The following is a 25,006-nucleotide window of genomic DNA, read 5'->3' as shown; positions in this document are numbered from 1 at the left end:
AAGCTGGGGGTCCTGCCATGACCGCGGTCACCGAACTCGCCGACGAGTTCGTCGAAGTGCTGTTCGCCGCCGATCCGCTGACGCCGGCGCTGCTGGGCGTCCGCCCGGCGGAGCCCGGTCTGCCGGACCTGTCCGCCGAAGCCGAGCAGGCGTTCCGGGCGCGGCTCGAGGCGTTCCTCGAGCGGGCCCGCGCGCTGGAAACCGGCGGCCTGTCCGCCGAGGACCGGGTGACCCGCGACGTCCTGATCACCTCCGCCGAAGCCCGCATCGCGGCCATCGACTCGCGCATGGTGGAGTTCACCGTCACGAACCTCTTCGTCGCGCCCGCGGCTTCGCTGCTCACCGCCCTGCCGATGACGACGGTGACGGCGGGCGCGGCCGCGGAGGCCCAGCTCGGGCGGCTGGCCGCCGTCCCGGAGTTCCTGCGCCAGGCCGCGCGGCGGCACGCCGAGGGCATCGCCGACGGTCTGCTCCCAGTGGCTCACGTGGTCGACGCCGCCATCGCGCACCTCGACCGCTACCTCGCCGAGCCGTCGGCCGACCCGCTGCGCCGCCAGCCGGCGCCGGACGAGGAGTTCGAGCGGCGGCGGGACGAGCTGCTCGCCGACGTCGTCCGCCCGGCCTTCGCGGAGTACCGCCGGTTCCTCGCCGACGAGGTGAAGCCGCACGGGCGGCCCGCGGACCGGCCCGGCCTTTCGTGGCTGCCCGGCGGCGAAGCGGCCTACGCCCGGCTCGTGCGGATGCACACGACCACCGAGCTCACCCCGCGGGAACTGCACCGGATCGGTCTCGACGTCATCGACTCCCTCGCGACCGAGTACCGCGAGCTGGGGCTGAAGGTGTTCGGCACCGACGACCTGGCCGAGATCTTCGAGCGCCTGCGCACTGACCCGGCCCTGCGCTGGAGCAGTGGTGACGAGCTGCTGGACACCGCCCGCACGGCCGTGGCCCGGGCTGCCGCCGAAGCGCCGAAGTGGTTCGGCCGGGTCCCCGGCGAGCAGTGCTCGGTCGAGCCGGTGCCGGCGGAGGTCGCGCCGGGCGCGCCCGCGGCGTACTACCTGCGGCCGGCCGCCGACGGCTCGCGGCCCGGCATCTACTTCGCGAACACCCACGAAGCCGGCGAGCGGTTCCGGCACACGGCCGAAGCGACCGCGTTCCACGAAGCCGTGCCCGGACACCACTTCCAGCTCAGCCTCGCCCAGGGGCTCACCGAACTGCCGCTGCTGCGCCGCATCGGCAACTTCACGGCCTATACCGAGGGCTGGGGGCTGTACGCCGAGCGGCTCGCGGACGAGATGGGGCTGTACTCCGACGACGTCGCGCGGCTCGGCATGCTGACCGCCGACTCGGTGCGCGCGGCCCGGCTGGTCATCGACACCGGGCTGCACGCGCTGGGCTGGAGCCGGCAGCAGGCCGTGGACTACTTCCTCGAGCACACGCCGGAGGCGCGCGTCGAGATCGAGTCCGAAGTGGACCGTTACATCGCGTGGCCGGGCCAGGCGCTCGCGTACATGGTGGGGCGCCTGGAGATCCAGCGGATCCGCAGCGGCGCCGAGGAGCGGCTCGGCTCGCGGTTCGACGTCCGCGCATTCCACGACCTCGTGCTGGCCGGCGGCTCGCTGCCGCTGCCCGCGCTGGCGTCGGTCGTCGACGAGTGGGTGGCCGGGCACGGCGACACCGTCGGCGGCCTGGCGAGCGAGCTCGTCGAGCTGTCGTTCGAGCAGGAGCCGCTGCACCCGTCGATCCTCGGCCTGCCCGGCGGCCACGACCGGCTGGCCGACCAGACGCGGGAGGCACAGGAGCGGTTCCGCGCCGCCTACACCGATCTCGCCACCCGCGCGCGGGCGCTGGCGACCGAGGGCCTGACGCACGAGGAGGCCGTGACACGCGAAGTCGTCATCGCCGCCGCCGAGGTCGAGGCCGACCGGCTGGCCGCGCGGACGGCCGACGTCGCGGTGAGCGACGGGCTCACCGCCCCCGCCCTGGGGCTGCTGCTGTACCTGCCCTACTACAAGCTGGACGACGAGAAGAAGGCACGCGGTTACCTCGCCCGGCTCGCCTCGGTCGGCACGTTCCTCGGCACGCTCACCGAGCGGCAGCGCGAAAGCCTCGCCGACGGGCTCGTGCCGCCGGCTTACCTCGCACGCGTCGGCGCCGAGTACATCGATCGCTACCTCGCTTCGCCGGACACAGACCCGCTGAAGGTCGGCACGACCGCGGCCGTCGAGGGCTTCGAGGCCGAGCGCGACCGCCTGCTCGCGGAGGTCGTCCACCCGGCGTACGCGCGCTACCGCGACTTCCTGCGCACCGAAGTGGAACCGGCGGGCCGCCCCGACACCGCACCGGGCATCGGCCACCTGCCGGGCGGTGCGGAGCGGTACGCCGCGCTCATCCGTGCGGAGACGACGACCGAGCGCACGGCGCAGGAGCTGCACGACACCGGGCTGGCGCTGATCGAGAAGCTCGCGGAGGAGTACCGCGAGCTGGGCGCGAAGGTGCTCGGCACCACCGAGCTCGCCGAGATCTTCGAGCGGCTGCGCACCGACCCGGCCCTGCGGTGGCGCGACGGCGAAGAGCTGCTGTCCGCGGCCCGTGACGCCATCGCGCGAGCGGAAGCCGTGGCGCCGCAGTGGTTCTCGCGCATTCCGAAGGAGAAGTGCGAAGTCGCGCCGGTGCCCGAAGCCGACGCGGCGAGCGGCACGATCGCCTACTACCTCCAGCCGTCGCTCGACGGTTCGCGGCCGGGCACCTACTACGCCAACACCTACGAAGCCGAAAAGCGGCCGCGGTTCACCAGCGAGGCGATCGCGTTCCACGAAGCCGTGCCGGGCCACCACTTCCAGCTCAGCCTGGCCCAGGAGCTGCGGAACCTGCCGCTGCTGCGGCGGATCGGCATGTTCAACGCCTACGGCGAGGGCTGGGGGCTCTACGCCGAGCGGCTCGCGGACGAGATGGGCCTGTACTCCGATGACGTGGCGCGGCTGGGCATGCTGACGCAGGATTCGATGCGGGCGGGCCGGCTGGTGGTCGACACGGGCCTGCACGCGCTCGGGTGGAGCCGGCAGCGGGCGGTCGACTTCCTGGTCGAGCACACGCCGATGGCGTTGCTGGAGATCGAGGCGGAGATCGACCGGTACGTCGGTTGGCCGGGACAGGCGCTCGGGTACATGGTGGGGCGCCTGGAGATCGAGCGGCTGCGCGCGGAGGCCGAGCGGGCGCTGGGCGGGGCGTTCGACATCCGCGGCTTCCACGAAGTCGTGCTGGGCCACGGCATGCTGCCGCTCTCCGCGCTGGCCAAGGTGGTCACCGACTGGGTGGCCGAGCGGCTCGACACGCCCGGGAAGCTGGCCGACGAGCTGCTCGCGCTGGACTTCGAACGGCAGCCGCTGCTGCCGTCGTTGTACGGCCTGCCCGCCGACCCCGGCCGGCTGCCCGATCCCGGTGCGGAGGCCGAAGCCCGGCTCCGCGCGGGCTACGCCGCCATCGCCGCGCGGGCCGAGGCGCTCGACCCCACCGGGCTGCCGGCCGACGAGCGCGTCACCCTGCAGGTCGTGCTTTCCCAGGCGAAGTCCGCCATCGACGAGATCGACTCCGGCCGCGCCGACATCTCGGTCAGCGACGGGCTCGCCGCGCCCGCGCTGCAGCCGCTGCTCTACCTGCCGCAGACGGTGCTGGACGACGAGCCGAAGGTCCGTGGCTACCTGAGCCGGCTCGCGGGGCTGGGCGGCTACCTCGACGCGCTGATCGACCGGCAGCGCGCCGCGGCGGGTGACAGGCGGGTGCCGCCGGACTTCCTGGTGCGCGTCGGCGTCGAGTACGTCGACCGCTACCTCGGCGCGCCGGAGAGCGACCCGCTGCGGGTGACACCGCCGTATGCGCTCGACGGCTTCGAAGCCGAGCGTGACCGCCTGCTCGCCGAGGTCGTGCGGCCGGCGTACCGGCGGTACCGGGACTTCCTGGCCGGCGAGCTCGCGCCGGTGGCCCGGCCCGAGACCTCGCCGGGCATCGGCGCCTTGCCGGGCGGGCAGGAGCGGTACGCCGCGCTGATCCGCGTCGAAACGACCACCGAGCGCACCGCGCAGGAACTGCACGACACCGGGCTGGCGCTGATCGAGAGGCTCGCCGGCGAGTACCGCGAGCTGGGCGGGAAGCTGTTCGGCACCACCGACCTCGGGGAGATCTTCGACCGGATCCGGACCGACCCGGCGCTGCGCTGGCGGGACGGCGAGGAGTTGCTGGACGCGGCCCGGACCGCCATCACCCGCGCGGAAACCGTGGCCGGGCAGTGGTTCTCGCGGGTGCCGGAGCAGAAGTGCCAGGTCGCGCCGGTGCCGGCGGCCGACGCGGCGAGCGGCACGATCGCGTACTACCTGCGGCCGTCGCTGGACGGCACCCGTCCGGGTACGTACTACGCGAACACGTACGAGGCGGAGAAGCGGCCGCGGTTCACCAGCGAGGCGATCGCGTTCCACGAAGCCGTGCCGGGCCACCACTTCCAGCTCAGCCTGGCCCAGGACCTGACCGGCCTGCCGCTGCTGCGCCGGATCTTGCACGTCAACGCCTACGGCGAGGGCTGGGGGCTCTACGCCGAGCGGCTCGCGGACGAGATGGGCCTGTACTCCGATGACGTGGCGCGGCTGGGCATGCTGACCCAGGATTCGATGCGCGCGGCCCGGCTGGTCGTCGACACGGGCCTGCACGCGCTCGGGTGGAGCCGGCAGCAGGCCGTCGACTACCTCGCCGAGCACACGCCGATGGCGCTGCTGGAGATCGAAGCGGAGGTCGACCGGTACACCGCGGACGTGGGCCAGGCACTGGGCTACATGGTGGGGCGGCTGGAGATCCAGCGGCTGCGCGCCGAGGCCGAGCAGGTGCTGGGCGAGGCGTTCGACATCCGCGAGTTCCACGACGTCGTGCTCGGCAGTGGCACCCTGCCGCTGCCGGTGCTGTCCGGCGTCGTCGCGGAGTGGGTGGCCCAGCGCCGCGACACGCCCGAGAAGCTCGCCGACGAGTGCCTGGCGCTGATGTCCGAGGCGCAGCCGCTGCTGCCGTCGCTGTACGGCCTGCCGGGGACGCACGACAAGCTCGCCGACCAGACCGCCGAAGCCGCCGCCCGGTTCCGGGCCGGACTCGCCGGGATCCTCGCGCGGGCGGAGGCGATCGACCCGGCGGGGCTGGCGCCGGCCGAGCGCGTCACCCGGGATGTCGTCATCTGGCAGGCCCGCACCCAGATCGACGTGCTCGACTCCGGCCGGGCCGGCATCGCGGTGAGCGACGAGCTGGCCGCGCCGGCCCTCGAACTGCTGATGCTGCTGCCGCAGACGATCCTCGACGACGACGTCAAGGCCCGTGGCTACCTGAGCCGGCTGGCCGCCGTCGGCACGTACCTGGACCAGCTGATCGAGCGGCAGCGGGCCGCGCTCGCCGAGGGGCTGACACCGCCGGAGTTCCTGGCGCGCATCGGCATCGGGTACGTCGAGCGGTACCTCGCCGCGCCGGAGAACGACCCGCTGAAGGTGCCGGTCCGGGGCCTCGAAGCCGAGCGCGACCGGCTGCTGGCCGAAGTGGTGCGGCCGGCGTACCGGCGGTACCGGGACTTCCTGGCCGGCGAAGTCGTCCCGATGGCCCGGCCCGAAACGTCGCCGGGGATCGGCGACCTGCCGGGCGGGCCGGAGCGGTACGCGGCCCTGATCCGGGCCGAGACGACGACCGAGCGCACGCCGCAGGACCTGCACGACACCGGCCTGGCGATCATCGAACGGCTGGCGGGGGAGTACCGCGAGCTGGGCGCCGAGCTGTTCGGCACGACCGACCTCGCGGAGATCTTCGAGCGGATCCGCACGGACCCGGCGCTGCGCTGGCGGGACGGCGACGAGCTGCTGGAAGCCGCCCGCGCGACGATCAAGCGGGCGGAAGCCGCGGCGCCCCGATGGTTCTCGCGCGTTCCGGCGCAGCGGTGCGAGGTGGCCCCGGTGCCCGGCGCGGACGCCGAGAGCGGTTTGATCGCCTACTACATCGAGCCGTCGCTCGACGGTTCGCGGCCGGGCACGTACTACGCCAACACGAGTGAGGCGGACCAGCGGCAACGGACGCTGGGGGAGGCCGTGGCGTTCCACGAAGCCGTACCCGGGCACCACTTCCAGCTGACGCTGGCCCAGGAGCTCACCGGTGTGCCGCTGCTGCGCCGGATCGCCCTGTTCAACGCTTTCGCCGAGGGATGGGGGCTGTACGCCGAACGCCTGGCGGACGAGATGGGCCTGTACTCGGACAGCACGGCCCGGCTCGGCCTGCTGACGCAGGATTCGATGCGCGCGGCCCGGCTGGTGGTCGACACGGGCCTGCACGCGCTGGGCTGGAGCCGGCAGCGGGCGGTCGACTACCTGGTCGCCAACACGCCGATGGCCCGGATCGAGATCGAGGCGGAGATCGACCGCTACGCGGGCCACCCCGGCCAGGCGCTCGGGTACATGGTGGGCCGCCTGGAGATCGAGCGGCTGCGCGCGGAGGCCGAGCGGGCGCTGGGCGAGCGGTTCGACATCCGCGAGTTCCACGACACGGTCCTGGGCAGCGGCACCCTGCCGCTGCCGGTCCTGGCGGACGTGGTGGCCGACTGGGTGGCGGCGCGTGCCGCGGGAGCCGGCGAGTGAGCCGGGTTCGGTGGGGCAGTGCCGGGCGGCCGGGGCGACCCGGGCCGGGGGTGGCCGGCTCGGCGGCGGCGCGGCCGGCCGGGGAAGTGGACGTGGCTTGGCTCGATCCCGCAGGCGACGCGCCCTGCGGGCGGAACACCGAGGAGTGAACGTGACCTGGCTCGACCTCGCCGATGACACGCCGTTCGGCCTGGACAACCTTCCCTACGGGGTCTTCTCGGTCGGCGGGGCGCCCGCGCGCCGGGTCGGGGTGCCGGTCGGTGACCGGGTGCTCGATCTGACCGCGGCGGCCGGCGAGACCGCGGCGGCGTTCGCCCCGCTGCTCACCGCCGGGGTGCTCAACCCGCTGCTGGCCGCCGGGCCGGGCACCTGGCGGGAAGTGCGCGAAAGCGTCCGGGAGTGGCTCACCGAACCCCGGTACGCCGACCGGCTGCGGCCGCACCTGGTCCCGCTGGCCGAGGTGACCACGCACCTGGCGTTCGAGGTCGCCGACTACGTCGACTTCTACTCCAGCGAGCACCACGCCCTCAACGCCGGCAAGATCTTCCGGCCCGACGCCACCGAGCTGCCGCCGAACTGGAAGCACCTGCCGATCGGCTACCACGGCCGGTCCGGCACGGTGGTGCCGTCCGGCACGCCGGTCGTGCGGCCGCACGGGCAGCGCAAGCCGCGCGCCGCCGAGGCGCCGTCGTTCGGGCCGTCGCAGCGGCTGGACATCGAGGCCGAGGTCGGGTTCGTCGTCGGCGTTCCGTCCACTTTGGGCACTGCAGTGTCCACAGCGGACTTCGCGGACCACGTGTTCGGCGTCTGCCTCGTCAACGACTGGTCGGCGCGGGACATCCAGGCCTGGGAGTACCAGCCGCTCGGTCCGTTCCTCGGCAAGTCGTTCGCGACGTCGGTGTCGCCGTGGATCGTCCCGCTCGCCGCGCTCGAGCACGCCCGCGTCGACGGCCCGCCGCAGGACCCGGAACCCTTCGAATACCTGCGGACCTCCGAAAAATGGGGGCTGGACCTGGCGCTCGAGATCCGGCTCAACGGCCACCTGGTGTCGAGCCCGCCGTTCGCGACCCAGTACTGGACCGCCCCGCAGCAGCTGGCGCACATGACGGTCAACGGGGCGAGCCTGCGCACCGGCGACCTGTTCGCGTCGGGCACGGTGACCGGCCCGGAACGCGAACAGCGCGGCTCGTTCCTGGAGCTGTCGTGGGGTGGGCGGGAGCCGTTCGAGCTGCCCGGCGGCGAAACCCGGACGTTCCTGGAAGACGGGGACGAGGTCGTGATCAGCGCGACCGCCCCGGGCCCGGGCGGCACGCGGATCGGCCTGGGGGAGGTGCGCGGCACGGTGGTCCCGAGTTAGGCTAAGCGCACGCTTAGTCCGGGAGGATGCACATGAGGATCGGGACCGCCATCAGCTACGCCGGAGGCTTCGCCGAGAGCGTCGCCGACGTCGTCGAACTGGAGAAGGCGGGCCTCGACGTCGTCTTCGTGCCGGAGGCCTACTCGTTCGACGCGGTCAGCCAGCTCGGCTACCTGGCCGCGAAGACCGAGCGCGTCCAGCTCGCGTCGGGCATCTTCCAGATCTTCACCCGCACGCCGACGCTGACCGCGATGACCGCGGCCGGGCTCGACTTCGTCTCCGACGGGCGGTTCATCCTCGGGCTCGGCGCGTCCGGTCCGCAGGTCATCGAGGGGTTCCACGGCGTGAAGTACGACGCGCCGCTGGCCCGCACCCGCGAGATCGTCGAGATCTGCCGCCAGGTGTGGCGCCGCGAACGCGTCGTGCACGAAGGCAAGCACTACACGATCCCGCTGCCGCCCGAGCAGGGCACCGGGCTGGGCAAGCCGCTCAAGCTGATCAACCACCCGGTGCGCGAGCGGATCCCGGTGCTGCTGGCCTCGCTCGGGCCGAAGAACGTCGCGCTCACCGCCGAGATCGCCGAGGGCTGGCAGCCGATCTTCTTCCACCCGGAGAAGGCCGCGGACGTCTGGGGCTCCTCCCTCGCCGAAGGCAAGGCGAAACGCGACCCGGCGCTGGGCGAGCTGGACACGTTCGTCACCGTCGCGCTGGCGATCGGCGACGACGTCGAGCCGCTGCTCGACTACGTGCGCCCGATGGTGGCGCTGTACGTCGGCGGGATGGGCGCGCGGGGCAAGAACTTCTACAACGACCTGGCGTGCCGCTACGGCTACGAGGCCGAGGCGAAGCTGATCCAGGACCTCTACCTCGACGGCAAGAAGGAGGAAGCCGCGGCCGCCGTCCCGGCCGAGCTGCTGCGCGCGATCTCCCTGGTCGGCCCGGCGGGCTACGTGAAGGAGCGGCTGGCGGCCTTCGCCGACGCGGGGGTGACGACGCTGGTGGTGACCCCGCTGCAGCCGGGCCGCGAAGCCCGCGTGGCGGCGGTGTCCCAGCTGCGGGAACTGATCGGCTGAGCGCTCCGAGCCGCCGGCCCGTCAAGCCGGGACGGCGTAGACCGCGTACCGGGGGCCGCTGAGGGCGGGGTCGTCGTTGGTGCCGTCGCTGGTGATCAGCCGGAGCTCCGGGCCGGTGTCCTCGGGGGCGACCAGCGTGCTGTCCGGCTCGGCGGCGGGGAACAGCGCCGTCGTGCGGACCGTGAAGCGGGCCTCGCGGCCGAGCTCGTCGCGGACGATGATCGTCGCGCCCGGCTTCAGCGTGTCCAGGTGGGCGAACGCGCCGGCGGAATAGCCGAAGCCGGCGTGGCCGGAAAACACCGCCACGCCGGGGGCGCCGGGGACCGCGCTGTCGGTGAACCAGCCGACGCCGAGGGCCGTGCCGGGCTGCTCGCGGCGGCCGCCGATGTGGCCGAGGGCGACCACGTGGTTCAGCGCCAGGCCGAGTTCGGGGATCATGAGCGCCGCCGGCCGGGCGCCGGCCGCCGCGGGCGGGTCCGCCGAGGCCGCGCCGGAGGCCACCGTCGTGGCCGGGGCGAGCACCGAGGCGACGCCGAGCAGGACGCAGCCGAGCCCGGCCACGACCGCGAGCACGACCGCGGCCGGCCGTGCGAGCTCGGATCGCCGCTCGGGCCGTTCGATCACTTCCGCCGCTCCCGTGAGCACTCTCCCGTGAGCACTGCTGCTCCCCGCCACTGCTGACGCCTGGTGAATCGCGCCAGGATCCCGGGCGTTACCGAATCGTGTCCGGTCCACCAGGGATTCACTCGATCGGGTTATCTCACTGTGACCTTCGCTCCCCACGGACACCGCCGGACGCCGCCAATGCCCCGGTTGTCCGGCGGAATGGCGTGACATCGGACATCATTGCTGGTTTGAACCGGCCGGACTGGGGATATTCATCGGGGCGGAAGTGAGGTGCGCCGAGCTGTGCGAAAAAGGGAAAAGCCCGCGGTGGGCGTGCTGGACGTCGGTTCGTTCAGCGCCCGGCTGGTCGTGGTGCCGGTCGACGGCTCCCCCGAGGAGCCGGTGCTGAACCACCAGACGCGGCTTCGCCTGGACCGCGAGCTCGACAGCCGCGGCCGGCTCACCGACCGGGGGATCGCGGCGGTCACGGCGGCCGTCGCCGCCGGCATGACCACGGCGTACCGCCACGGGGTCACCGGCGTCTACCCGCTCGCGACGTCTTCGATCCGCGACGCGGCCAACGCGGCGGAAGTGGTCCGGCACGTCGCCGGGGAAACCGGCGTCGAGCTGCGGTTCCTGTCCGGCCGCTGCGAGGCCGAGCTGACCTACCTGGCCGCCCGCCGCTGGTACGACGCGGACACCGGCCCGATGCTGGTGCTCGACATCGGCGGCGGGACCGTCGAGCTGGCCGCCGGACGCGGCGAAAAGGCGACGTTCGCGCGCTCGCTGCCGCTGGGCGCCCGCTCGATGACGCGGGACTGGCTGCCCTCCGAGCGCGTGTCGAACAAGCAGGTCAAGGCGTTGCGCGCGCATGCTCTCGACGTCGTGGGCCCCACGCTCGGGGCCGCGGACGTCGAGGACCCGCGCGTCGTCGGCTGTTCGAAGGTGCTGCAGCAGCTCGCGCGGCTGGCGGGCGCCCGCCCGGGCAAGTGCCGTGAGCTGCGGCTCGACGACCTGCGGGCGTGGATCCCGCGGCTCGCCGCGCTGCCGCCGTCGAGGCGGGCCGAACTGCCCGGCATCTCCCGCAGCCGGGCCCACCAGGCCCTCGCGGGCGCGATCGTGGCCGAAGCGTTGCTGACGGTCGCGGGCGGCAAGGTGACGATCTGCCCGTGGTCCACCCGTGACGGCCTGCTCCTGACCCTGCAGGACAAGGCGAGAGCCGCGGCGGGGAAGCGCGCGGCCTGATCCGCTGGCCGTGGCCCGGAAAACCGGGTATTCCGGAACACATGAGCGAGCAGCAGCGCATCCGCGCCCACGACGACGAAGACGACGAGCTCCCGAAGCTCCCCAAGCCCAGTCAGCTGACCCACGACGTGCCCACGGCGCCGGACCCGGACGTCAGCCCGGGCGGGACCGAAGAGGTGCCGGCCCCACCCGCGCGGGACGCCGTCAGCGACCTTCCGCAGTGACCGGGTTGGTCGGCTCCGCGTACTGACGCACCATTTCCGAGTCGCGCCGCATCGGGGCGCGCCCCGGGGGCTGCTTCGGCGGTTCACCCGCGTCGATCTTCGGGATCGCGAACCGCTGCGGCTCGTCGGTGATCGTGATGCGCTCGTGGTGGTGCAGCACTTCCAGGGGCGCGCCCGCCACGACGTGGTAGGTGGCCTGGTCGCGGTCGATCTCGACCTGGAACCGGGTGCCGCGGAACATCAGCCGGAAGGTGATCCGGTCCAGCTGCGGCGGCAGCCGCGGCGCGAACGACAGCGTGCCGCCGTGGTCGCGCAGGCCGCCGAACCCGGCCACCGCGCCCTGCCACGCCCCGGCCAGCGACGCCATGTGCAGGCCGTTGCGCACGTTGTTGTGCACGTCGTGCAGGTCGGTCAGCGCGGCTTCGGCGAGGTAGTCGTAGGCCAGCTCGAGATGACCCACCTCGGCGGCGATGACCGCCTGCGTCCCCGCCGACAGCGAGGAGTCGCGCACGGTCCTCGCCTCGTAGTACTCGAAGTTCCGGGCCTTCTCCCGCGGGCTGAACGAGTCGCCGCACAGGTGCAGCGCCAGCACCAGGTCCGCCTGCTTGACCACCTGCTTGCGGTACAGGTCGAAGTACGGGAAGTGCAGCAGCAGCGGGTAGTGGGCGGGGTCGGTGCCCTCGTAGTCCCACTCGTCGTGGTCGAGGAACCCCTCCGACTGGGGGTGCACGCCGAGTTCTTCGTCGTAGGGCAGGAACATCGCCGCGGCGGCCGCGCGCCACGAGTCCAGCTCGACGGCGTCGACGCCGAACCGCCCGGCCACGTCCGGGTGCCGCTCGCACGAGTCCGCCGCGGCCAGGAGGTTCCGCCGCGCCATCAGGTTCGTGTAGACGTTGTTGTCCGCCACCGCCGAGTACTCGTCCGGCCCGGTGACGCCGTCGATGCGGAACGCGCCGTGCCGGTCGTGGTGGCCCAGCGACGCCCACAGCCGCGCGGTTTCCAGCAGCAGCTCGGTGCCGTAGTTGCGTTCGAACTCCTCGTCGCCGGTGGCGTTGAGGTAGCGCAGGACGGCGTCGGCGATGTCCGCGCTGACGTGGAACGCCGCCGTGCCCGCCGGCCAGTACGCCGAGCACTCGGCGCCGTTGATCGACCGCCACGGGAAGGCCGCGCCGCGCAACCCGAGCTGGTGCGCGCGTTCCTTGGCTTTGTCCATTGTGGAGTGACGCCAGCGGAGGGCGTCGCGCGCCGCGTCCGGGACCGTGTAGGTGAGCACCGGGAGGACGAAGGATTCGGTGTCCCAGAAGGCGTGCCCGTCGTAACCCGGCCCGGTCAGGCCCTTGCCGGCGATCGCGCGGCTTTCGCCGCGGGCCCCGGCCTGGAGGATGTGGAACAGGGCGAACCGGACGGCCTGCTGCAGTTCGGGGTCGCCGTCGATCTCGATGTCCGAGGTGGCCCAGTAGTCGTCGAGGAACTGGCGCTGCTCGGTGAGCAGCCCCTTCCAGCCCGTCTGGCGGGCACCGGCCAGCGCGGCCTCGACCTGCGACCGCAGGGCGGGCACCGAGCGCTGCGCGGACCAGCCGTAGGCGAGGAACTTGGTGATGCGCAGCCGGCCGCCCTGGGGGACGTCGACCGCGACGGTCAGCCGGGCGAGGTCCTCCTCGGCGTGGATGCGGGCGCGGATCCCGTCGTCCACCTCGATCTTGTGGTCCATCGCCGCGGCCATCCGCAGCCCCGACCGGCGGGTCTGGTGCACCAGCACGGCGTTGTACTCCGACGCGCGGTGGAACTCGCTCACCAGCGGCGCGTTCAGCGCCGCGGCCACCCGCGGGTCGCTGGTGTCGGACTCGATCGGCTCGTTGGCGAGCAGGTCGGACTGCACGACCAGCTGCAGGTCCTCGTCGAGCGGCTCGACGTCGTACCGGATCGCGGCGATCGCGCGCTGGGTGAACGACACCAGCCGCTCGGTGCGCACGCGGACCCGCCGTCCGGTCGGGGACGACCACTCCGTGGTCCGGCACAGCGTGCCCTTGCGGAAGTCGAGCACCCGGTCGTGCGCGGTGGCCGCGCCGTAGCGCATGTCGAGCGGTTCGTCCTCGACGAGCAGCCGGATGATCTTGCCGTCGGTCACGTTGACGACGGTCTGGCCTTCTTCGGGGTAGCCGTAACCCGCTTCGGCGTACGGGAGCTCGTGCTGCTCGTAGAAGCCGTTGAGGTAGGTGCCGGGCAGCCCGCGCGGCTCGGCCTCCTCGAGGGTGCCGCGCAGCCCGATGTGGCCGTTGGACACCGCGAACGCCGATTCGGTGCGCTGCAGGGCGTCGACGTCCATGCCGCGCCACCGCAGCTCCCACGGCGCGCACTCGTAGCCGTGTACCTCTTCGGTCATTTGTCCTCCAGGAGGTCGGCGAGGTCGTCGACGACGATGTCGGCCCCGTGCGCCCGCAGTTCGGCGGCCTGGTCGGCCCGGTTCACGCCCACGACGTACCCGAAGCCGCCGGCTTTGCCCGCCTGGACGCCGGACTGGGCGTCCTCGAAGACCGCCGCGTGGGCGGGTTCGACGCCGAGCGCGGCGGCGCCGGCCAGGAACGAGTCGGGCGCCGGCTTGCCCTTGAGGTGCTGTTCGCGGATGACGATGCCGTCGATCCGGGCTTCGACGTACTTGCTGAGGTCGCCGGCGTCGAGCACCTTCGCGCCGTTGGCCGAGGACGTGACGACGGCGATCTTCAGCCCGGCCGCCTTGACCGCGTCGAGGTAGCGGATCGAGCCGGGATACGGGCTCACCCCGCGTTCGTCGATGATCTTGAGCACGAGGTCGTTCTTGCGGTTGCCGACGCCGTTGACGGTGGGGGCGTCCGGCGGGTCGTCCGGGCTGCCTTCGGGCAGCTCGATCCCGCGTGAGCGCAGGAATTCGCGGACCCCGTCGGCGCGCGGGCGGCCGTCCACATAGGTCGCGTAGTCCGCGGCGGTGAACTCGCGGAAGGCGGCGCCGTCCCGGGTGCGGAGAAACTCGTCGAACGTCCGTTTCCAGGCCTCGCGGTGGAGGACCGCCGTGCCGGTCAGCACTCCGTCGAGGTCGAACAGGCAGGCCGTGATGGTCTCGGGCAATCCCGTCATGCCCGCACGCTACCGGTCCTGGGTGTCTTTCGCGGGTTGTTCGGGGGTCCGGGTGGCGGAGCCCCCGGTTCGAGGCGGAGCCTCGGTTGTCACGGCGGGCTGTTCGGGGGTCCGGGTGGCGGAGCCCCCGGTTCGAGGCGGAGCCTCGGTTGTCACGGCGGGTTGTTCGGGGGTCCGGGTGGCGGAGCCCCCGGTTCGAGGCGGAGCCTCGGTTGTCACAGCGGGTTGTTCGGGGGTCCGGGTGGCGAAGCCCCCGGTTCGAGGCGGAGCCTCGGTTGTCACAGCGGGCTGTTCGCGGTGCGGGCGCACCCGATGGATGAGTTCGTGCACGGTCGCGTCCGCCAGCCGGTAGCGCACCACGCGGCCGGTCCGTTGCGGCGTGACCAGCCCGTGGGCGCGCAGCAGCCGCAGGGCCTGCGACACCGCCGTGTCGGTCATGCCGGTGGCCGCGGCGAGGTCCGTGACGCTGATCTCGCGGGCGTAGTGGATCGAAACCAGCAGCGCGAGCCGGGAGGGGTCGGCGACCACGGAGAACCGCTGGGCCCACTCGTCGATGACGGCGCGGTCGCCCAGCCCGTCGACCGCCGCCGCGACGCGTTCCGGGTCGATCAGCTTGCGGTCGGTGCTCACCCCCGGATGATTCCACCCGCCGTGCGGCCGGACCACCGGTGGCCTGGGTCACCCCCGCTTGACGCCGCCCGTGTCCACGGGCGAGATTAAGACAGCTGTCATAGTCCGAGGAGCCGAGATGACCGACGTCGAAGCGCAGGTCCGTTCGAAGACCATCACCTGGCAGGACCCCCTGGAGACCGCGCGGCTCGGCGCCACGATGTCCGGCCTCGAGTACATGCGGGCGATCGCCGAAGGCCGCGTCCCGCCCGCGCCGATCGCCGCGCACTTCGGCCTGCGCTGGGAGCGCGTCGACCCCGGCGAGGTCGTCGCGGTCGCCGAGCCGGACGAGTCGCTGTACAACCCGATCGGCATGGTCCACGGCGGCGTCGCGGCGACGATGCTGGACTCGGTGGTCGGCTGTGCGGTGCACACGACGCTCCCGGCCGGCGTCGGCTACGCGTCGGTGGAGCTGAAGGTCAGCTACCTGCGGGCGATCCACGCGGGCCGCGGCGAGATCCGGGCGACCGGCAGGGTCGTGAAGGAGGGTTCGCGGATCGCGTTCGCGGAAGGGGAAATCCGGGACGCCGAGGGCAGGCTGCTGGCCACGGCGTCGGGAACGTGCGTGCTCACGCGCTGAATCACCGCGGCGGCCGGACGCGCCGGGCGCGGATCGCGTCGTCGCCGCCGTACCGGCCGATGACCGCCGCGAGGAGTGCGCGCGCGTCCTCGATTCGCGCGGCGCCGTATTCCGCCTCCAGTTCCTCCTGAAGTTCCTGGCGCAGCACCCGTGTCGCTTCGACGGCGGCCAGCGCGTGCTCGGTCAGGTGCAACAGTTTTGTCCGGGCGTCCGCGGGATCGGGCTCGCGGCGCAGCAGCCCCCGGCGTTCGAGGTCCGCGACGGCCTTCGACGCCGCCTGCTGGGTCACACCCATCCGCTCGGCCAGCGCGGTGATGGACAGCGGGGCGGCCAGGACGTGCTGGATCACGACGCCGTCGTTGAAGCGAAGGTCGCCGAAGCCCTGCCCGGCCAGGCGGCGCTGGGCCTCGTCGGTCATCGCCCAGCCCGCGAAAAGGGCGGTCAGGGAGAGGTCGAGGCTGCTAGGATGCACAACCATGGTTGTGGAATCTAGCAGAGTGCCGGCCGGGCTGGCCGAAGCGTTCGTGCGCGTGGCGCACCGGATCGTCTGGTGCACGCTGGTGACGGTCGACCGCCGGGGCCGCCCGCGGTCCCGGGTGGTCCACCCGATCTGGGAGCACACCCCGGACGGCTTGACGGGCCGGCTGTTCACGCGGCCGACGCCGTTGAAGCTCGCGCACCTGGCGGCGTCGCCGTACGTCTCGTGCTCGTACTGGGACCCGCAGCACGAGGTGGCGGTGGCGGAGTGCCGCGCGGAGTTCGCCGACGACGAGGAGACGCGCAAGGACCTGTGGGACCTGTTCGCCTCGACGCCGGAACCCCTGGGCTTCGACCCGAAGATCCTCGGCGGCGAGGATCACCGGGACCCGAAGATCACGGTGCTGAAGCTGACCCCCTGGCGGATCTCGACGGGCGGCGAAGCCTGGCGGGCGGCTTAGCCGTCACGCGACCTGCCACGTGAAGCGCTCGACCTGCGGCAGGTGCCGGACCACGGCCGTCATCGGCAGTGTGGCCAGCTCGGTCACCTCGCCGAGGAACTCCACCAGTTCCCCGCCCGGCGCGTCGCAGTCGGCGGTCACCCACTCCGCGAGCGTCCGGTCGTCGTCCGGGCGGACCGCGGCCAGCGGCAGGCGGGTGCCCAGCAGCAGCGCGACAAGCACGATCAAGCCGCTGACCGCCTGGTCCGCCAGGTGGTTGCCGGGCTCGCCGAGCACGCGGGCCTTGCTGATCCGGTAGACGTTGACGAACCGCTTCGCCCGCCTCGGCGAGGTGCCCACGAGCGGCGCGACCAGCCGGATCTGCCGGATTTCGGAGTCGGTCAGCGCCAGCGCCTCGGTGTGGTCGAGCCCGAAGCCCCGCGCGAACGACGTGCGCCGGATCTCGGCCGGAAGCTCGAAGCCGCTCGGCGGTGTCACCAGGTCGGCGGCGGGCGGCTCGGGCTGGGTCGCTTCGGCGGTGTGCTGGAGGAGGTCGGCGCACGTGGCCGCGTTCATGGGCGGCAGCCGGTAGGTCAGCTGGAAGATCTTCTCGAGGTACTGGCGCGCCGGTCCCTCGCCCGGCTGCCGGGCGCGGATGGACCGGGTCAGCCAGTTCGGGTCGACGCCGAGCACCACGACGAACATCGGCAGCGCGAGCAGCAGGTGCACCGCTTCGAGCACGCGCACCACCGTCTCGGGCGAGCACCGGTCGAGGTCGTCGATGTAGAGCACGATCCGGTCGATGGGGCTCTCGGCCGTCTCGTCCTCCAGCGCCGCGCGGAGGTAGGCGTCGAGGTCGCTGAGGTCCTGGTGCGCCAGCGCGACGACGCCGAGGTGGCGCCGGTAGTCGTCGCTGCTCGCCCGCTCGGACAGGTAGCGTTCGAGCAGCCGCGAGCCGGCCAGCTCCCCGAGGTCGGCCTGGGCGGCGGCCTCCCGTTGCTCGGCGGCCAGCAACGCCGTGCGGGCGGCGGCGAGATCGGCTTCGGTGGTTTCGAAGCGTTGCCGCGCTTCCGCCACCTTCGCCTGGTACGCCGCCTCGGCTTCGGCGACCCGCGTGTCGAGTTCGGCCTGGATCCGCTCGGCCGGCGCGAGCAGCTCCCGCAACCGGCGGGCCTGGCTGGTCAGCCACGTGACGGCCCCGCCGAGCGCGGCCGTCACCGGGGCGAGCCACGGCTGGACCCAGCCGGTCGCGGCCGTCACGGCGATGCCCGCGACCCAGATCACCACCCCGGCGAACAGCCCCAGCACCAGGGGCGAGCGCCACCACGGCCGCGCGGTCGCGAGGATCCCGCTGCGCCGCACGGTGTCCCGGATGTCCTTGGCCGTGCGGGCGAGTTCGCGGGCGCTTTCGCCGATCCCGGTCAGCCCGAGCTGTTCCGCGGCGTCGGTGAGACGGCCGCGCAGCTCCGGGTCGACCTCGATGGTCGTCCAGACGTCCTTCGCGGTCACGGCGCCGGTCTTCTCCAGCGCCGCTTCCCGCTCGCTTTCGAGCCGCTCCACGGCACCCCGGGCGGCGGCGACGGCTTCGGCGGCCGAGTTCACCTGGGCGAGCGCCTCGTCCTTGGTCTGCTGGATGCCCTGGATCCGGTCCAGGGCCGCGGTGAGGGCCTTCTCCTGCGGGGAGTCGTCGTGGTGCAGCGACACGAAGATGTGGTGCACCAGGCTCGCCCAGAGGTTGCCTTCGGCGTAGTGCCAGGCGTTGAACCAGACGTGCGCCACGTTGTGGCAGCAGCTGAGGCTGTCGAGCGAGGTGATCTCGGCTTCGAGGGTCCGCATGAAGAAGGTCTTGCCGGTGCCCCATTCGCCGTAGAGGCCGACAGCGAGCGGCGGCTGGAGGGACTTCGCGGCGAGGAGGGCGGCCAGGGCGCGGGCGTCGTAGGTGATGCCGAGGCGGTCGGTGCCGCTGGTGGTTTCGCCCGCGAAGCCGGGGATGAGCCGCGCCCGTTCGGAGTTCCGCCCGGGCAGTATCCGCTCGACGCCGACGGTCTTGGCCGACCGGAACCGGTCGAAGTTTTGGGCAAGGACCCAATTCTCGACCTGGTCGCGCAGGTGCGCCCTCAGCAAGAGGTAATCGCCGGGAGTGATCTCCAGAAGCACGAGACTCCAGGCATCGTCGAGATCCGCGATCCGCGCCCGTGGGTCCGCACCCACGACCGACCACGAGTCCACCAGGTCGCCCTTTTCGAGCGCTTGGACGACCGTGAGCACTCGCTGCTGGGTCGAAGCGGGCAGCTCGGCGAACCGGGCGGGAAAATCGGCAACGAGGGAGATCGTCATCGGCTCAGGCGGCGCCCACCCGGCGCTCGAACACCAAGCCCTCCGCGGCCCGCAACCCCACGCTGATCGCGCCGGTCAGCACCGCGTCCTCGCCCAGCTCGCCCTGGACCACCTTCGGGACCAGCGGCGTGAACGCCCGCAGCGCGCGGTCGATCGGCTCCAGCAGCAGGTCCGCCGCCGTGCCCATGCCGCCGCCCAGGACGATCAGCTCCGGGTCGATCACCGCCGCCACCGAGGCCACCGTGTAGGCGAGGCGGTCGGCTTCGGTCTCCACCGCGCGCCGGGCGAGCTCGTCGCCTTCGCGGGCCAGGCGGAACACCTCGCGGGCCGATTTCGCCGTGCCCAGGCCGAGTTCGCGGGCGCCCTGGACGACCGACTGGGCCGCCGTCGCCTCTTCGAGGTGGCCGCGGGCGGGTGGGGTGCCCGGCTCGTCGGCGGCGCGTGTGCGGCCGTAGGGCAGGTAGCCGATCTCGCCCGCCGCGCCCGTCGCGCCGCGGAACACCCGGCCGTCGACCATCATGCCCATGCCGACGCCGGTGCCGATCGTGATGCAGCCGAACACCGACGCTCCGCGTGCTGCGCCGCTCTCCCACTCGCCGACGGCGGTGAGGTTGGCGTCGTTCTCCACCATCAGGTCCGGGCCCAGCGCGGCCTCGAGGTCGTCGATCAGCCCGGCCCGGCCCCAGCCGGGCAGGTTCGGCGCGTGCCGGAAACACCGCTTGTCCGGGTCGGCGACGCCGGGGGAGCCGACCACGCGGACGACGATGTCGCCCGCCGAAAGGCCGGCTTCGGCGACCGCCGCGGCCGCGATCTTCCCGACCGCGGTCACCAGCGCCGCGCCGGACCGCGCGGTGTTGCGCTCGTCGCGGCGCGCCACGAGCGTGCGGCCCAGGTCCGACACCGCGACGCGGAGGTGCTCACGGCCGATGTCGACGCCCAGCACGTACCCCGCGGTGGGGTCGGCCTCGTACAGCACGGCCGACCGCCCGGTGCCCGTCGACGTCTGCCCGGTCGGGCGCGCCAGCCCGGCGGCTTCGAGCGCCAGCAGGGCCTGGCTGACCGTCGGCTTCGACAGCCCGGTGTCCTTCGCCACCTGCGGCCGGGTCGCCGGCCCGCTGCGGCGCAGGAGGTCGAGCACCGCCCGCTGGTTGATCTTGCGCATCCCGGCGGGGGTACCGACCGTGGGGATTTCTACGCCGGCCACCCGTGCCCGCCTCCTGTCGTCCTCGTGCTGCTCGCTCTCGGTATTTCTGCCACGCTAGCCGCCCCGGCCGGGTTTCCGCCGGAATACGTCCGCTCCGGACCCCGTTGACCGGGGCATGAGCACTCCGGTACGCGGCCGGGTCCGCGTGGCACAAGGCGCGAAGCGGGTACGGGTGTTCCTCGGCGGGCAGGTCGTCGCGGACACGGTGCACCCCCTCCTGGTGTGGGAAGTTCCGTACTACCCCACGTACTACATCCCGCGCGCGGACGTCGTGAGCGGCGTTCTCACCCCCTCCGGCCGGACGTCGCACTCGCCCAGCCGCGGAGAAGCTGTTCTGTCGACGATAAAGGGTGGCGGAGCCGAGGCGGTGGACGGCGCGCTGGAGTACCCGGATTCGCCGATCGGACAGCTGCGGGACCACATCCGGTTCGAGTTCGGCGCGTTCGACTGGTTCGAAGAGGACGAGCAGATCTTCACGCACCCGCGCGACCCCGGCGTCCGCGTCGACGTCCTGCCGAGCTCGCGCCACGTGCGGATCGAGGTCGACGGCGTCACCGTCGCCGATTCGGTGCGCCCGCACCTGCTGTTCGAGACGGGCCTGCCGACCCGCTACTACCTGCCCCGCGTGGACGTCCGGATGGACCTGCTCTCGAAGATCGACGTGGTGACGCACTGCCCGTACAAGGGGGCCGCCGAGCACTTCGACGTCGCCGGTCACGAAGACCTCGCTTGGAGCTATCCGACGCCCCTGCCGGAGAGCACCCGTGCCGCCGGCCTGGTGGCCTTCCTCGACGAGAAGGTCGACGTCTACGTCGACGGCGTCCGGCAGGAACGGCCGAAGACGAAGTTCGCCTGAGCGCCTCAGGCGGCCTGCTGGGCGCGGGCGCGGGCCTTGCGCGGGTAGAGGATGGTGAAGGCGACCGGGACACCGAAGCCGAGCACCTTGAGCGTGATCAGCGCGAAGGTGGCGTGCGGCGCGTAGTTCAGCAGCGCGATGCCGGCGAGCCCGCCGACGGTGAAGCTCAGGGCCCACGCCGTCGTGAGGATCACGTTGATGCGCTTGAAGACCGGGTTGTCCCAGAACTTCTCCGGTGTCGTCGTGCGGGCGATGCCGAGGGTGAACGGCTTGCCGATGGCCAGCGAACCCCAGGCGGTCAGCGACAGCCAGGCGTCGGTGAGCGCGCCGGTGTAGGTCTTCAGCGGTGACGCGGGGAAGGCCAACGCGACCGCGGTGAGCAGCACGAAGAAGACGAACCCGCTCCACTCGATGATCAGCGTGTCCGCCTTGCGGCCTTCGCGGCGGGCGAGCAGCAGCAGCGCGGCCGAGACGACCAGGCCCGTCAGCCCGGACCAGCGCCAGTCGAACTGGGTCGCGACCACGGCGAACGCGATCCACGGCAGGAGGCTCTTCAGGTAGTTCACGGCGGGGTCCTTCCCGACATTCCAACTCTGACAGGTCGAAGTTAGAACTTCTGCGTTGGACATGTCAATACTGGAATGTCATGATGGGGACATGAGCCTTCGACACGCGGTGCTCGGAATGCTGGCCGACCAGCCCGGAAGCGGCTACGACCTGCTGAAACGCTTCGAGCGGGCGATGGCGGGCGTCTGGCCGGCGACGCAGAGCCAGCTCTACGGCGAGCTCGGCAAGCTCGAGACGGCGGGCATGATCCACGTCCACGCCGAGGGGCCGCGCGGCCGCAAGGAGTACGAGATCACCGAGACCGGGCTCGCGGAACTGCGGCACTGGCTGGTCGAAGTCGAACCGAGCGGCCCGCCCCGCAGCGCCACGCTGCTGCGCGTCTACTTCCTCGGCTCGGTCTCGCCGGACCAGGCGCGCGGCTACCTCGCGACGATGGGGGAGAAGGCGCAGGCGCGCGAGAAAGGGCTGGAAGAGCTGGAGGGCTCGATCCCCTGGGGCGAGGACAACCAGTCGCTCTACGGCCGCCTGGTCCTGGAGTGGGGCAAGCGCTTCTCGGCGATGCAGCGCGAGTGGGCCGAGTGGGCGGTCAAGCAGATCAAGTGACCTGCGTATAACGCCCTACACGGCGCCGCTGTGATGACGCTGTATGTTCACGGATCATGACCCACGGTAAGGACGACGACCGCGTCACGGCTCTGGCCCTGTCCGCCGGCCGCGGTGACCGGCGTGCCCTCGACGCGTGGGTCCGCGCCACGCAGGCCGACGTCTGGCGCTTCCTCGCGCACCTCACCGACGCCGCCGCGGCCGACGACCTGACGCAGGAGACCTACCTTCGCGCCTTCGGCAGCCTTCGCCGCTTCGCCGGGCGCTCGTCGTCGCGGACGTGGCTGCTGTCCATCGCGCGGCGGGTCGTCGTCGACCAGATCCGGGCCGCCGGCGCCCGGCCGAAGATCGACTGGGACGCCCCGGTCGACCAGGGGCGCGCCGCCACGGGGTTCGAGGAGCTCGTCGAACTCGGCGTCCTGCTGGACGGCCTCGCCCCGGAAAGGCGCGAAGTGCTCGTGCTGACGCAGGTGCTCGGCCTGTCCTACGCCGAGGCCGCCGACGTCTGCGGGGTCCCCGTCGGCACCGTCCGCTCCCGCGTCGCCCGCGCCCGCGAGGACCTGCTCGAAGCGCGGCGCGAGCGAGGGGCCGGCTGAACCAGGCGATTACGCCGTCCGGCACTGTGGCGGCGCACACATTCGGCGGCTTCCGCTGTCATCTCGTCACAGAGATGCGCGAACTCGACTACGCCGCGTTGACGACCGGCCGAGGGCTCCTTAGCGTGGCGCGCACCCCGCCACCACCCCAGCAAGGGATTCCCGATGGCCCGTCCCACCACCGAACCCGCCGAGCCCGGGCGGGTCGGCCGCCGCCGCTTCCTGACCTACCTGGTCGCCGCGCCGACGCTGACCGTCGCCACGAAACTCACCGCCGACGCGGTGGCCCCGGGCCGCGCCGAGGCCGTCGTCCCCACGCTGCCGCAGCCCGCGGAGATCCTCGACCTCGGTGACGTCCTGATCCTCTCGTGCGCGCCGACCGCCGGGATGCTCGTCCTCGAGATCACCGACGACGGCCGGGCGCGGTTGCAGCTGCCGCGCGCCGAGGTCGGCCAGGGCATCACGACGGCGACCGCGATGCTCGTCGCCGAAGAGCTGGACCTGCCGTTGGAGAAGGTCGACGTCGTGCTCTCGGACGCGCGCACCGAGCTGCTGTTCAACCAGCTCACCGGCGGCTCCAACACGATGCGCTCGCTGTACGACCCGGTCCGCGCCACCGCGGCGACCGCGCGCGCCCGGATGGTCGCCGCGGCCGGGGCGCAGTGGGGAACCGACGCTTCGCGACTGTCCACACGCGACGGTGCGGTGTGGGCGCCCGACGGGCGCAGCGCCTCCTACGGCGTCCTCGCCGGACCGGCGTCGCGGACCGGCCTGACCACCGGCGCGGTCCAGCCGAAGGCCGAGTCGGCGCACACGCTCGTCGGCACGCCGACCTCGCGCAAGGACGCCCGCGCGATGGTCACCGGGAAGCAGGTCTACACGCTCGACCTGGACGTCCCCGGCGCCAACCCGGTGATGGTGCGCCGGCCGCCGACGATCAACGGCACGGTCGAGAAGGTCAACAACGAAGCCGCTGTCCGGGCGATGCCCGGGATCATCGACATCGCCGTCGTGCCGACGGGGGTCGCGGTGATGGCCGAGACGTTCGGGCAGGCGCTCGACGGCAAGAACGCCCTCGACGTCACCTGGGGCCCGGGCACGGTCGACGGCGAGGACAACGAGACGATCAAGAAGAAGCTGCGGGCCGCCGCGCTGCCGTTCGCGGTGCCGCCGCTGCTGACCCAGTACGTCGACGGCGAGTTCGACTTCGCCTTCGCCAGTCATGCGCCGATGGAGTCGAACTCCGCGGTCGCCGACGTCCGCGAGGACAGCGCGACCATCTGGGCCGGGCTGAAGTCGCCGATCGTGGCGAAGCAGACCATCGCGCGGGAGCTGGGGCTGCCGGAGAACAAGGTCACCGTGCACGTCCAGCAGGGCGGCGGGTCGTTCGGGCGGCGGCTGTTCTTCGACGCCGCCCTCGAAGCCGCGCACATCTCGAAGGCGATGAAGAAGCCGGTGCGGCTGATGTGGAGCCGGATCGACGACATGCGCCACGGCCGGGCCCGCGCGGCGAGCTACCACCGCATCCGCGCCACCTTCGCGCTCGGGCAGGTGCTGACGTTCGAACACCGCGTCGCGAGCGTCGAAACCGACTGGAGCCACGGCCTCGGCGAGATCCTCACGGCGTACGCGGCGAAGCTGCCCGTCGGCGGCAACCTCAGCTTCGCGCAGACGGTGTTCCTGCTGACGGTGAAGTCGCCGTACAACTTCGGCGTCACCACGCAGCTGCTCAACGAGGTGCCGCTGAAGTTCCACACCTCGGCGTGGCGGTCGGTCTACTCGGCGAACACCCGCGGTGCCGAGGAGATCATGGTCGACGAGATCGCCAAGAAGCTCGGCAAGGACCCGGTGGCCTTCCGCCGCGAGTTCATCAAGTCCGGCCGCCAGCGCGCGGTGCTCGACAAGGTCGCCGAACTCGGCGAGTGGGGCAAGCAGATGCCGTCCGGGTTCGCGCAGGGGATCGCGGTGCACGGCGAGTACAAGTCGTACACCGCGTGCCTGGTCGAACTGGACGCGCGCGATCCGAAGCACCCGCGTGTCACGAAGGCGACCATCGCGGTCGACGTCGGCAAGCCGGTGAACCCGCGCGGGATCCAGGCGCAGATGCTCGGCGGCCTGACCGACGCGATCTCGACGACGCTCACCGCGGGCCTGCACATCGACAAGGGGCTGCCGCTGGAGGGCAGCTACTCGCAGTTCCACTACGCGCGGCAGAAGAACTCGCCGACCGACGTCACCGTGCACGTCATGCCGGCCACCGGCGACGACATCGGTGGCGCGGGCGAGCTCGGCCTGCCCGCGCCGGTCGGCGCGATCGCCAACGCCTACGCCCGGGCCACCGGGATCAAGCCCCGCAGCTTCCCGATCACCTTCCCGGTCGACTTCGACCCGTTCCCGCGCTGACAGGAGTTCCC

Annotated in this window: 18 protein-coding genes and 1 pseudogene; 11 read left to right on the top strand and 8 right to left on the bottom strand. The window is 72.5% G+C overall.

Annotated features, from left to right (window positions below):
• Positions 1-17: 17 nt before the first annotated feature.
• The 3 genes from AB0G28_RS32005 to AB0G28_RS31995 all read left to right on the top strand — a co-directional run bounded on the left by AB0G28_RS32005 (position 18) and on the right by AB0G28_RS31995 (position 9,077).
• Positions 18-6,647 carry a DUF885 domain-containing protein gene (locus tag AB0G28_RS32005; protein ID WP_361097486.1) on the top strand — a complete coding sequence of 2,210 codons (6,630 nt, stop codon included), beginning with the start codon at positions 18-20 and terminating at the stop codon, positions 6,645-6,647.
• Positions 6,648-6,792: 145 nt separating this feature from the next.
• Positions 6,793-8,004, top strand: coding sequence for a fumarylacetoacetase (fahA, locus tag AB0G28_RS32000; RefSeq protein WP_361097483.1), 1,212 nt, complete (start codon positions 6,793-6,795; stop codon positions 8,002-8,004).
• 32 nt (positions 8,005-8,036) lie between these two features.
• Positions 8,037-9,077, top strand: coding sequence for an LLM class F420-dependent oxidoreductase (locus AB0G28_RS31995; protein WP_361097479.1), 1,041 nt, complete (start codon positions 8,037-8,039; stop codon positions 9,075-9,077).
• A gap of 21 nt (positions 9,078-9,098) precedes the next feature.
• Here AB0G28_RS31995 and AB0G28_RS31990 read toward each other — a convergent pair whose 3' ends face one another.
• Positions 9,099-9,701, bottom strand: a complete 603-nt coding sequence (locus tag AB0G28_RS31990; protein WP_361097476.1) for a class F sortase — start codon at positions 9,699-9,701, stop codon at positions 9,099-9,101.
• Between the two features lie 285 nt (positions 9,702-9,986).
• Between AB0G28_RS31990 and AB0G28_RS31985 the strand changes: the two genes are divergently transcribed.
• Positions 9,987-10,928: an exopolyphosphatase gene (locus AB0G28_RS31985; RefSeq protein WP_361097472.1), complete on the top strand. Its 942-nt coding sequence runs from the start codon at positions 9,987-9,989 to the stop codon at positions 10,926-10,928.
• A 41-nt stretch (positions 10,929-10,969) separates the two neighbouring features.
• Entirely contained in the window at positions 10,970-11,152 is a 183-nt protein-coding gene (locus tag AB0G28_RS31980) for a hypothetical protein (protein ID WP_361097469.1), read from the top strand.
• Here the strand turns inward: AB0G28_RS31980 and AB0G28_RS31975 are convergent.
• The 3 genes and pseudogenes from AB0G28_RS31975 to AB0G28_RS31965 form a co-directional block, all read right to left on the bottom strand.
• Complete coding sequence (locus tag AB0G28_RS31975; protein WP_361097466.1) at positions 11,133-13,535, bottom strand: glycosyl hydrolase family 65 protein; 2,403 nt, start codon at positions 13,533-13,535, stop codon at positions 11,133-11,135. The two genes, AB0G28_RS31980 and AB0G28_RS31975, sit on opposite strands and share 20 nt — an antisense overlap.
• Positions 13,532-14,263, bottom strand: a complete 732-nt coding sequence (locus tag AB0G28_RS31970) for a beta-phosphoglucomutase family hydrolase (protein WP_361097463.1) — start codon at positions 14,261-14,263, stop codon at positions 13,532-13,534. The genes AB0G28_RS31975 and AB0G28_RS31970 overlap by 4 nt, the downstream gene beginning before the upstream one ends.
• A 297-nt stretch (positions 14,264-14,560) precedes the next feature.
• Positions 14,561-14,893, bottom strand: a pseudogene (locus tag AB0G28_RS31965) (metalloregulator ArsR/SmtB family transcription factor); the annotation flags it as partial.
• 118 nt (positions 14,894-15,011) lie between these two features.
• On the opposite strand from AB0G28_RS31965, the gene AB0G28_RS31960 reads away from it, so the two are divergent.
• Entirely contained in the window at positions 15,012-15,512 is a 501-nt protein-coding gene (locus AB0G28_RS31960) for a PaaI family thioesterase (protein WP_361097460.1), read from the top strand.
• A gap of 1 nt (position 15,513) precedes the next feature.
• Here the strand turns inward: AB0G28_RS31960 and AB0G28_RS31955 are convergent, their stop codons facing one another.
• Complete coding sequence (locus tag AB0G28_RS31955) at positions 15,514-15,990, bottom strand: MarR family transcriptional regulator (RefSeq protein ID WP_361097457.1); 477 nt, start codon at positions 15,988-15,990, stop codon at positions 15,514-15,516.
• On the opposite strand from AB0G28_RS31955, the gene AB0G28_RS31950 reads away from it, so the two are divergent.
• Positions 15,989-16,450, top strand: coding sequence for a pyridoxamine 5'-phosphate oxidase family protein (locus tag AB0G28_RS31950; protein ID WP_361097454.1), 462 nt, complete (start codon positions 15,989-15,991; stop codon positions 16,448-16,450). The two genes, AB0G28_RS31955 and AB0G28_RS31950, sit on opposite strands and share 2 nt — an antisense overlap.
• Positions 16,451-16,453: 3 nt before the next feature.
• Here AB0G28_RS31950 and AB0G28_RS31945 read toward each other — a convergent pair whose 3' ends face one another.
• Together AB0G28_RS31945 and AB0G28_RS31940 are read right to left on the bottom strand one after the other, a co-directional pair.
• On the bottom strand, positions 16,454-18,766 hold the full coding sequence (locus AB0G28_RS31945) for a P-loop NTPase fold protein (RefSeq protein ID WP_361097451.1): 2,313 nt from the start codon (positions 18,764-18,766) through the stop codon (positions 16,454-16,456).
• Positions 18,767-18,770: 4 nt separating this feature from the next.
• Positions 18,771-19,970, bottom strand: a complete 1,200-nt coding sequence (locus tag AB0G28_RS31940; protein WP_361097448.1) for an ROK family protein — start codon at positions 19,968-19,970, stop codon at positions 18,771-18,773.
• A 115-nt stretch (positions 19,971-20,085) separates the two neighbouring features.
• Between AB0G28_RS31940 and AB0G28_RS31935 the strand changes: the two genes are divergently transcribed.
• Positions 20,086-20,826, top strand: a complete 741-nt coding sequence (locus AB0G28_RS31935; RefSeq protein ID WP_361097445.1) for a DUF427 domain-containing protein — start codon at positions 20,086-20,088, stop codon at positions 20,824-20,826.
• 5 nt (positions 20,827-20,831) lie between these two features.
• Here AB0G28_RS31935 and AB0G28_RS31930 read toward each other — a convergent pair whose 3' ends face one another.
• The gene (locus tag AB0G28_RS31930; RefSeq protein WP_361097442.1) at positions 20,832-21,392 is read right to left on the bottom strand and encodes a hypothetical protein; all 561 of its coding nucleotides are present in this window, start codon (positions 21,390-21,392) and stop codon (positions 20,832-20,834) included.
• Between the two features lie 91 nt (positions 21,393-21,483).
• Between AB0G28_RS31930 and AB0G28_RS31925 the strand changes: the two genes are divergently transcribed.
• The 3 genes from AB0G28_RS31925 (at position 21,484) to AB0G28_RS31915 (ending at position 24,995) form a co-directional block, all read left to right on the top strand.
• Entirely contained in the window at positions 21,484-21,996 is a 513-nt protein-coding gene (locus tag AB0G28_RS31925; RefSeq protein ID WP_361097439.1) for a PadR family transcriptional regulator, read from the top strand.
• 56 nt (positions 21,997-22,052) lie between these two features.
• Positions 22,053-22,592, top strand: coding sequence for an RNA polymerase sigma factor SigC (gene sigC, locus AB0G28_RS31920; protein ID WP_361097436.1), 540 nt, complete (start codon positions 22,053-22,055; stop codon positions 22,590-22,592).
• A 165-nt stretch (positions 22,593-22,757) separates the two neighbouring features.
• Positions 22,758-24,995 (top strand): molybdopterin cofactor-binding domain-containing protein, encoded by a 2,238-nt coding sequence (locus AB0G28_RS31915; RefSeq protein ID WP_361097433.1) that lies wholly within the window; start codon positions 22,758-22,760, stop codon positions 24,993-24,995.
• Positions 24,996-25,006 lie beyond the last annotated feature (11 nt).

This window comes from Amycolatopsis sp. NPDC021455, assembly GCF_040640995.1.
In the GTDB taxonomy this organism is placed as follows: Bacteria; Actinomycetota; Actinomycetes; order Mycobacteriales; family Pseudonocardiaceae; genus Amycolatopsis.
Note: the sequence above shows the minus strand (reverse complement) of the source record. Positions and strands in the feature narration are given on the sequence as shown.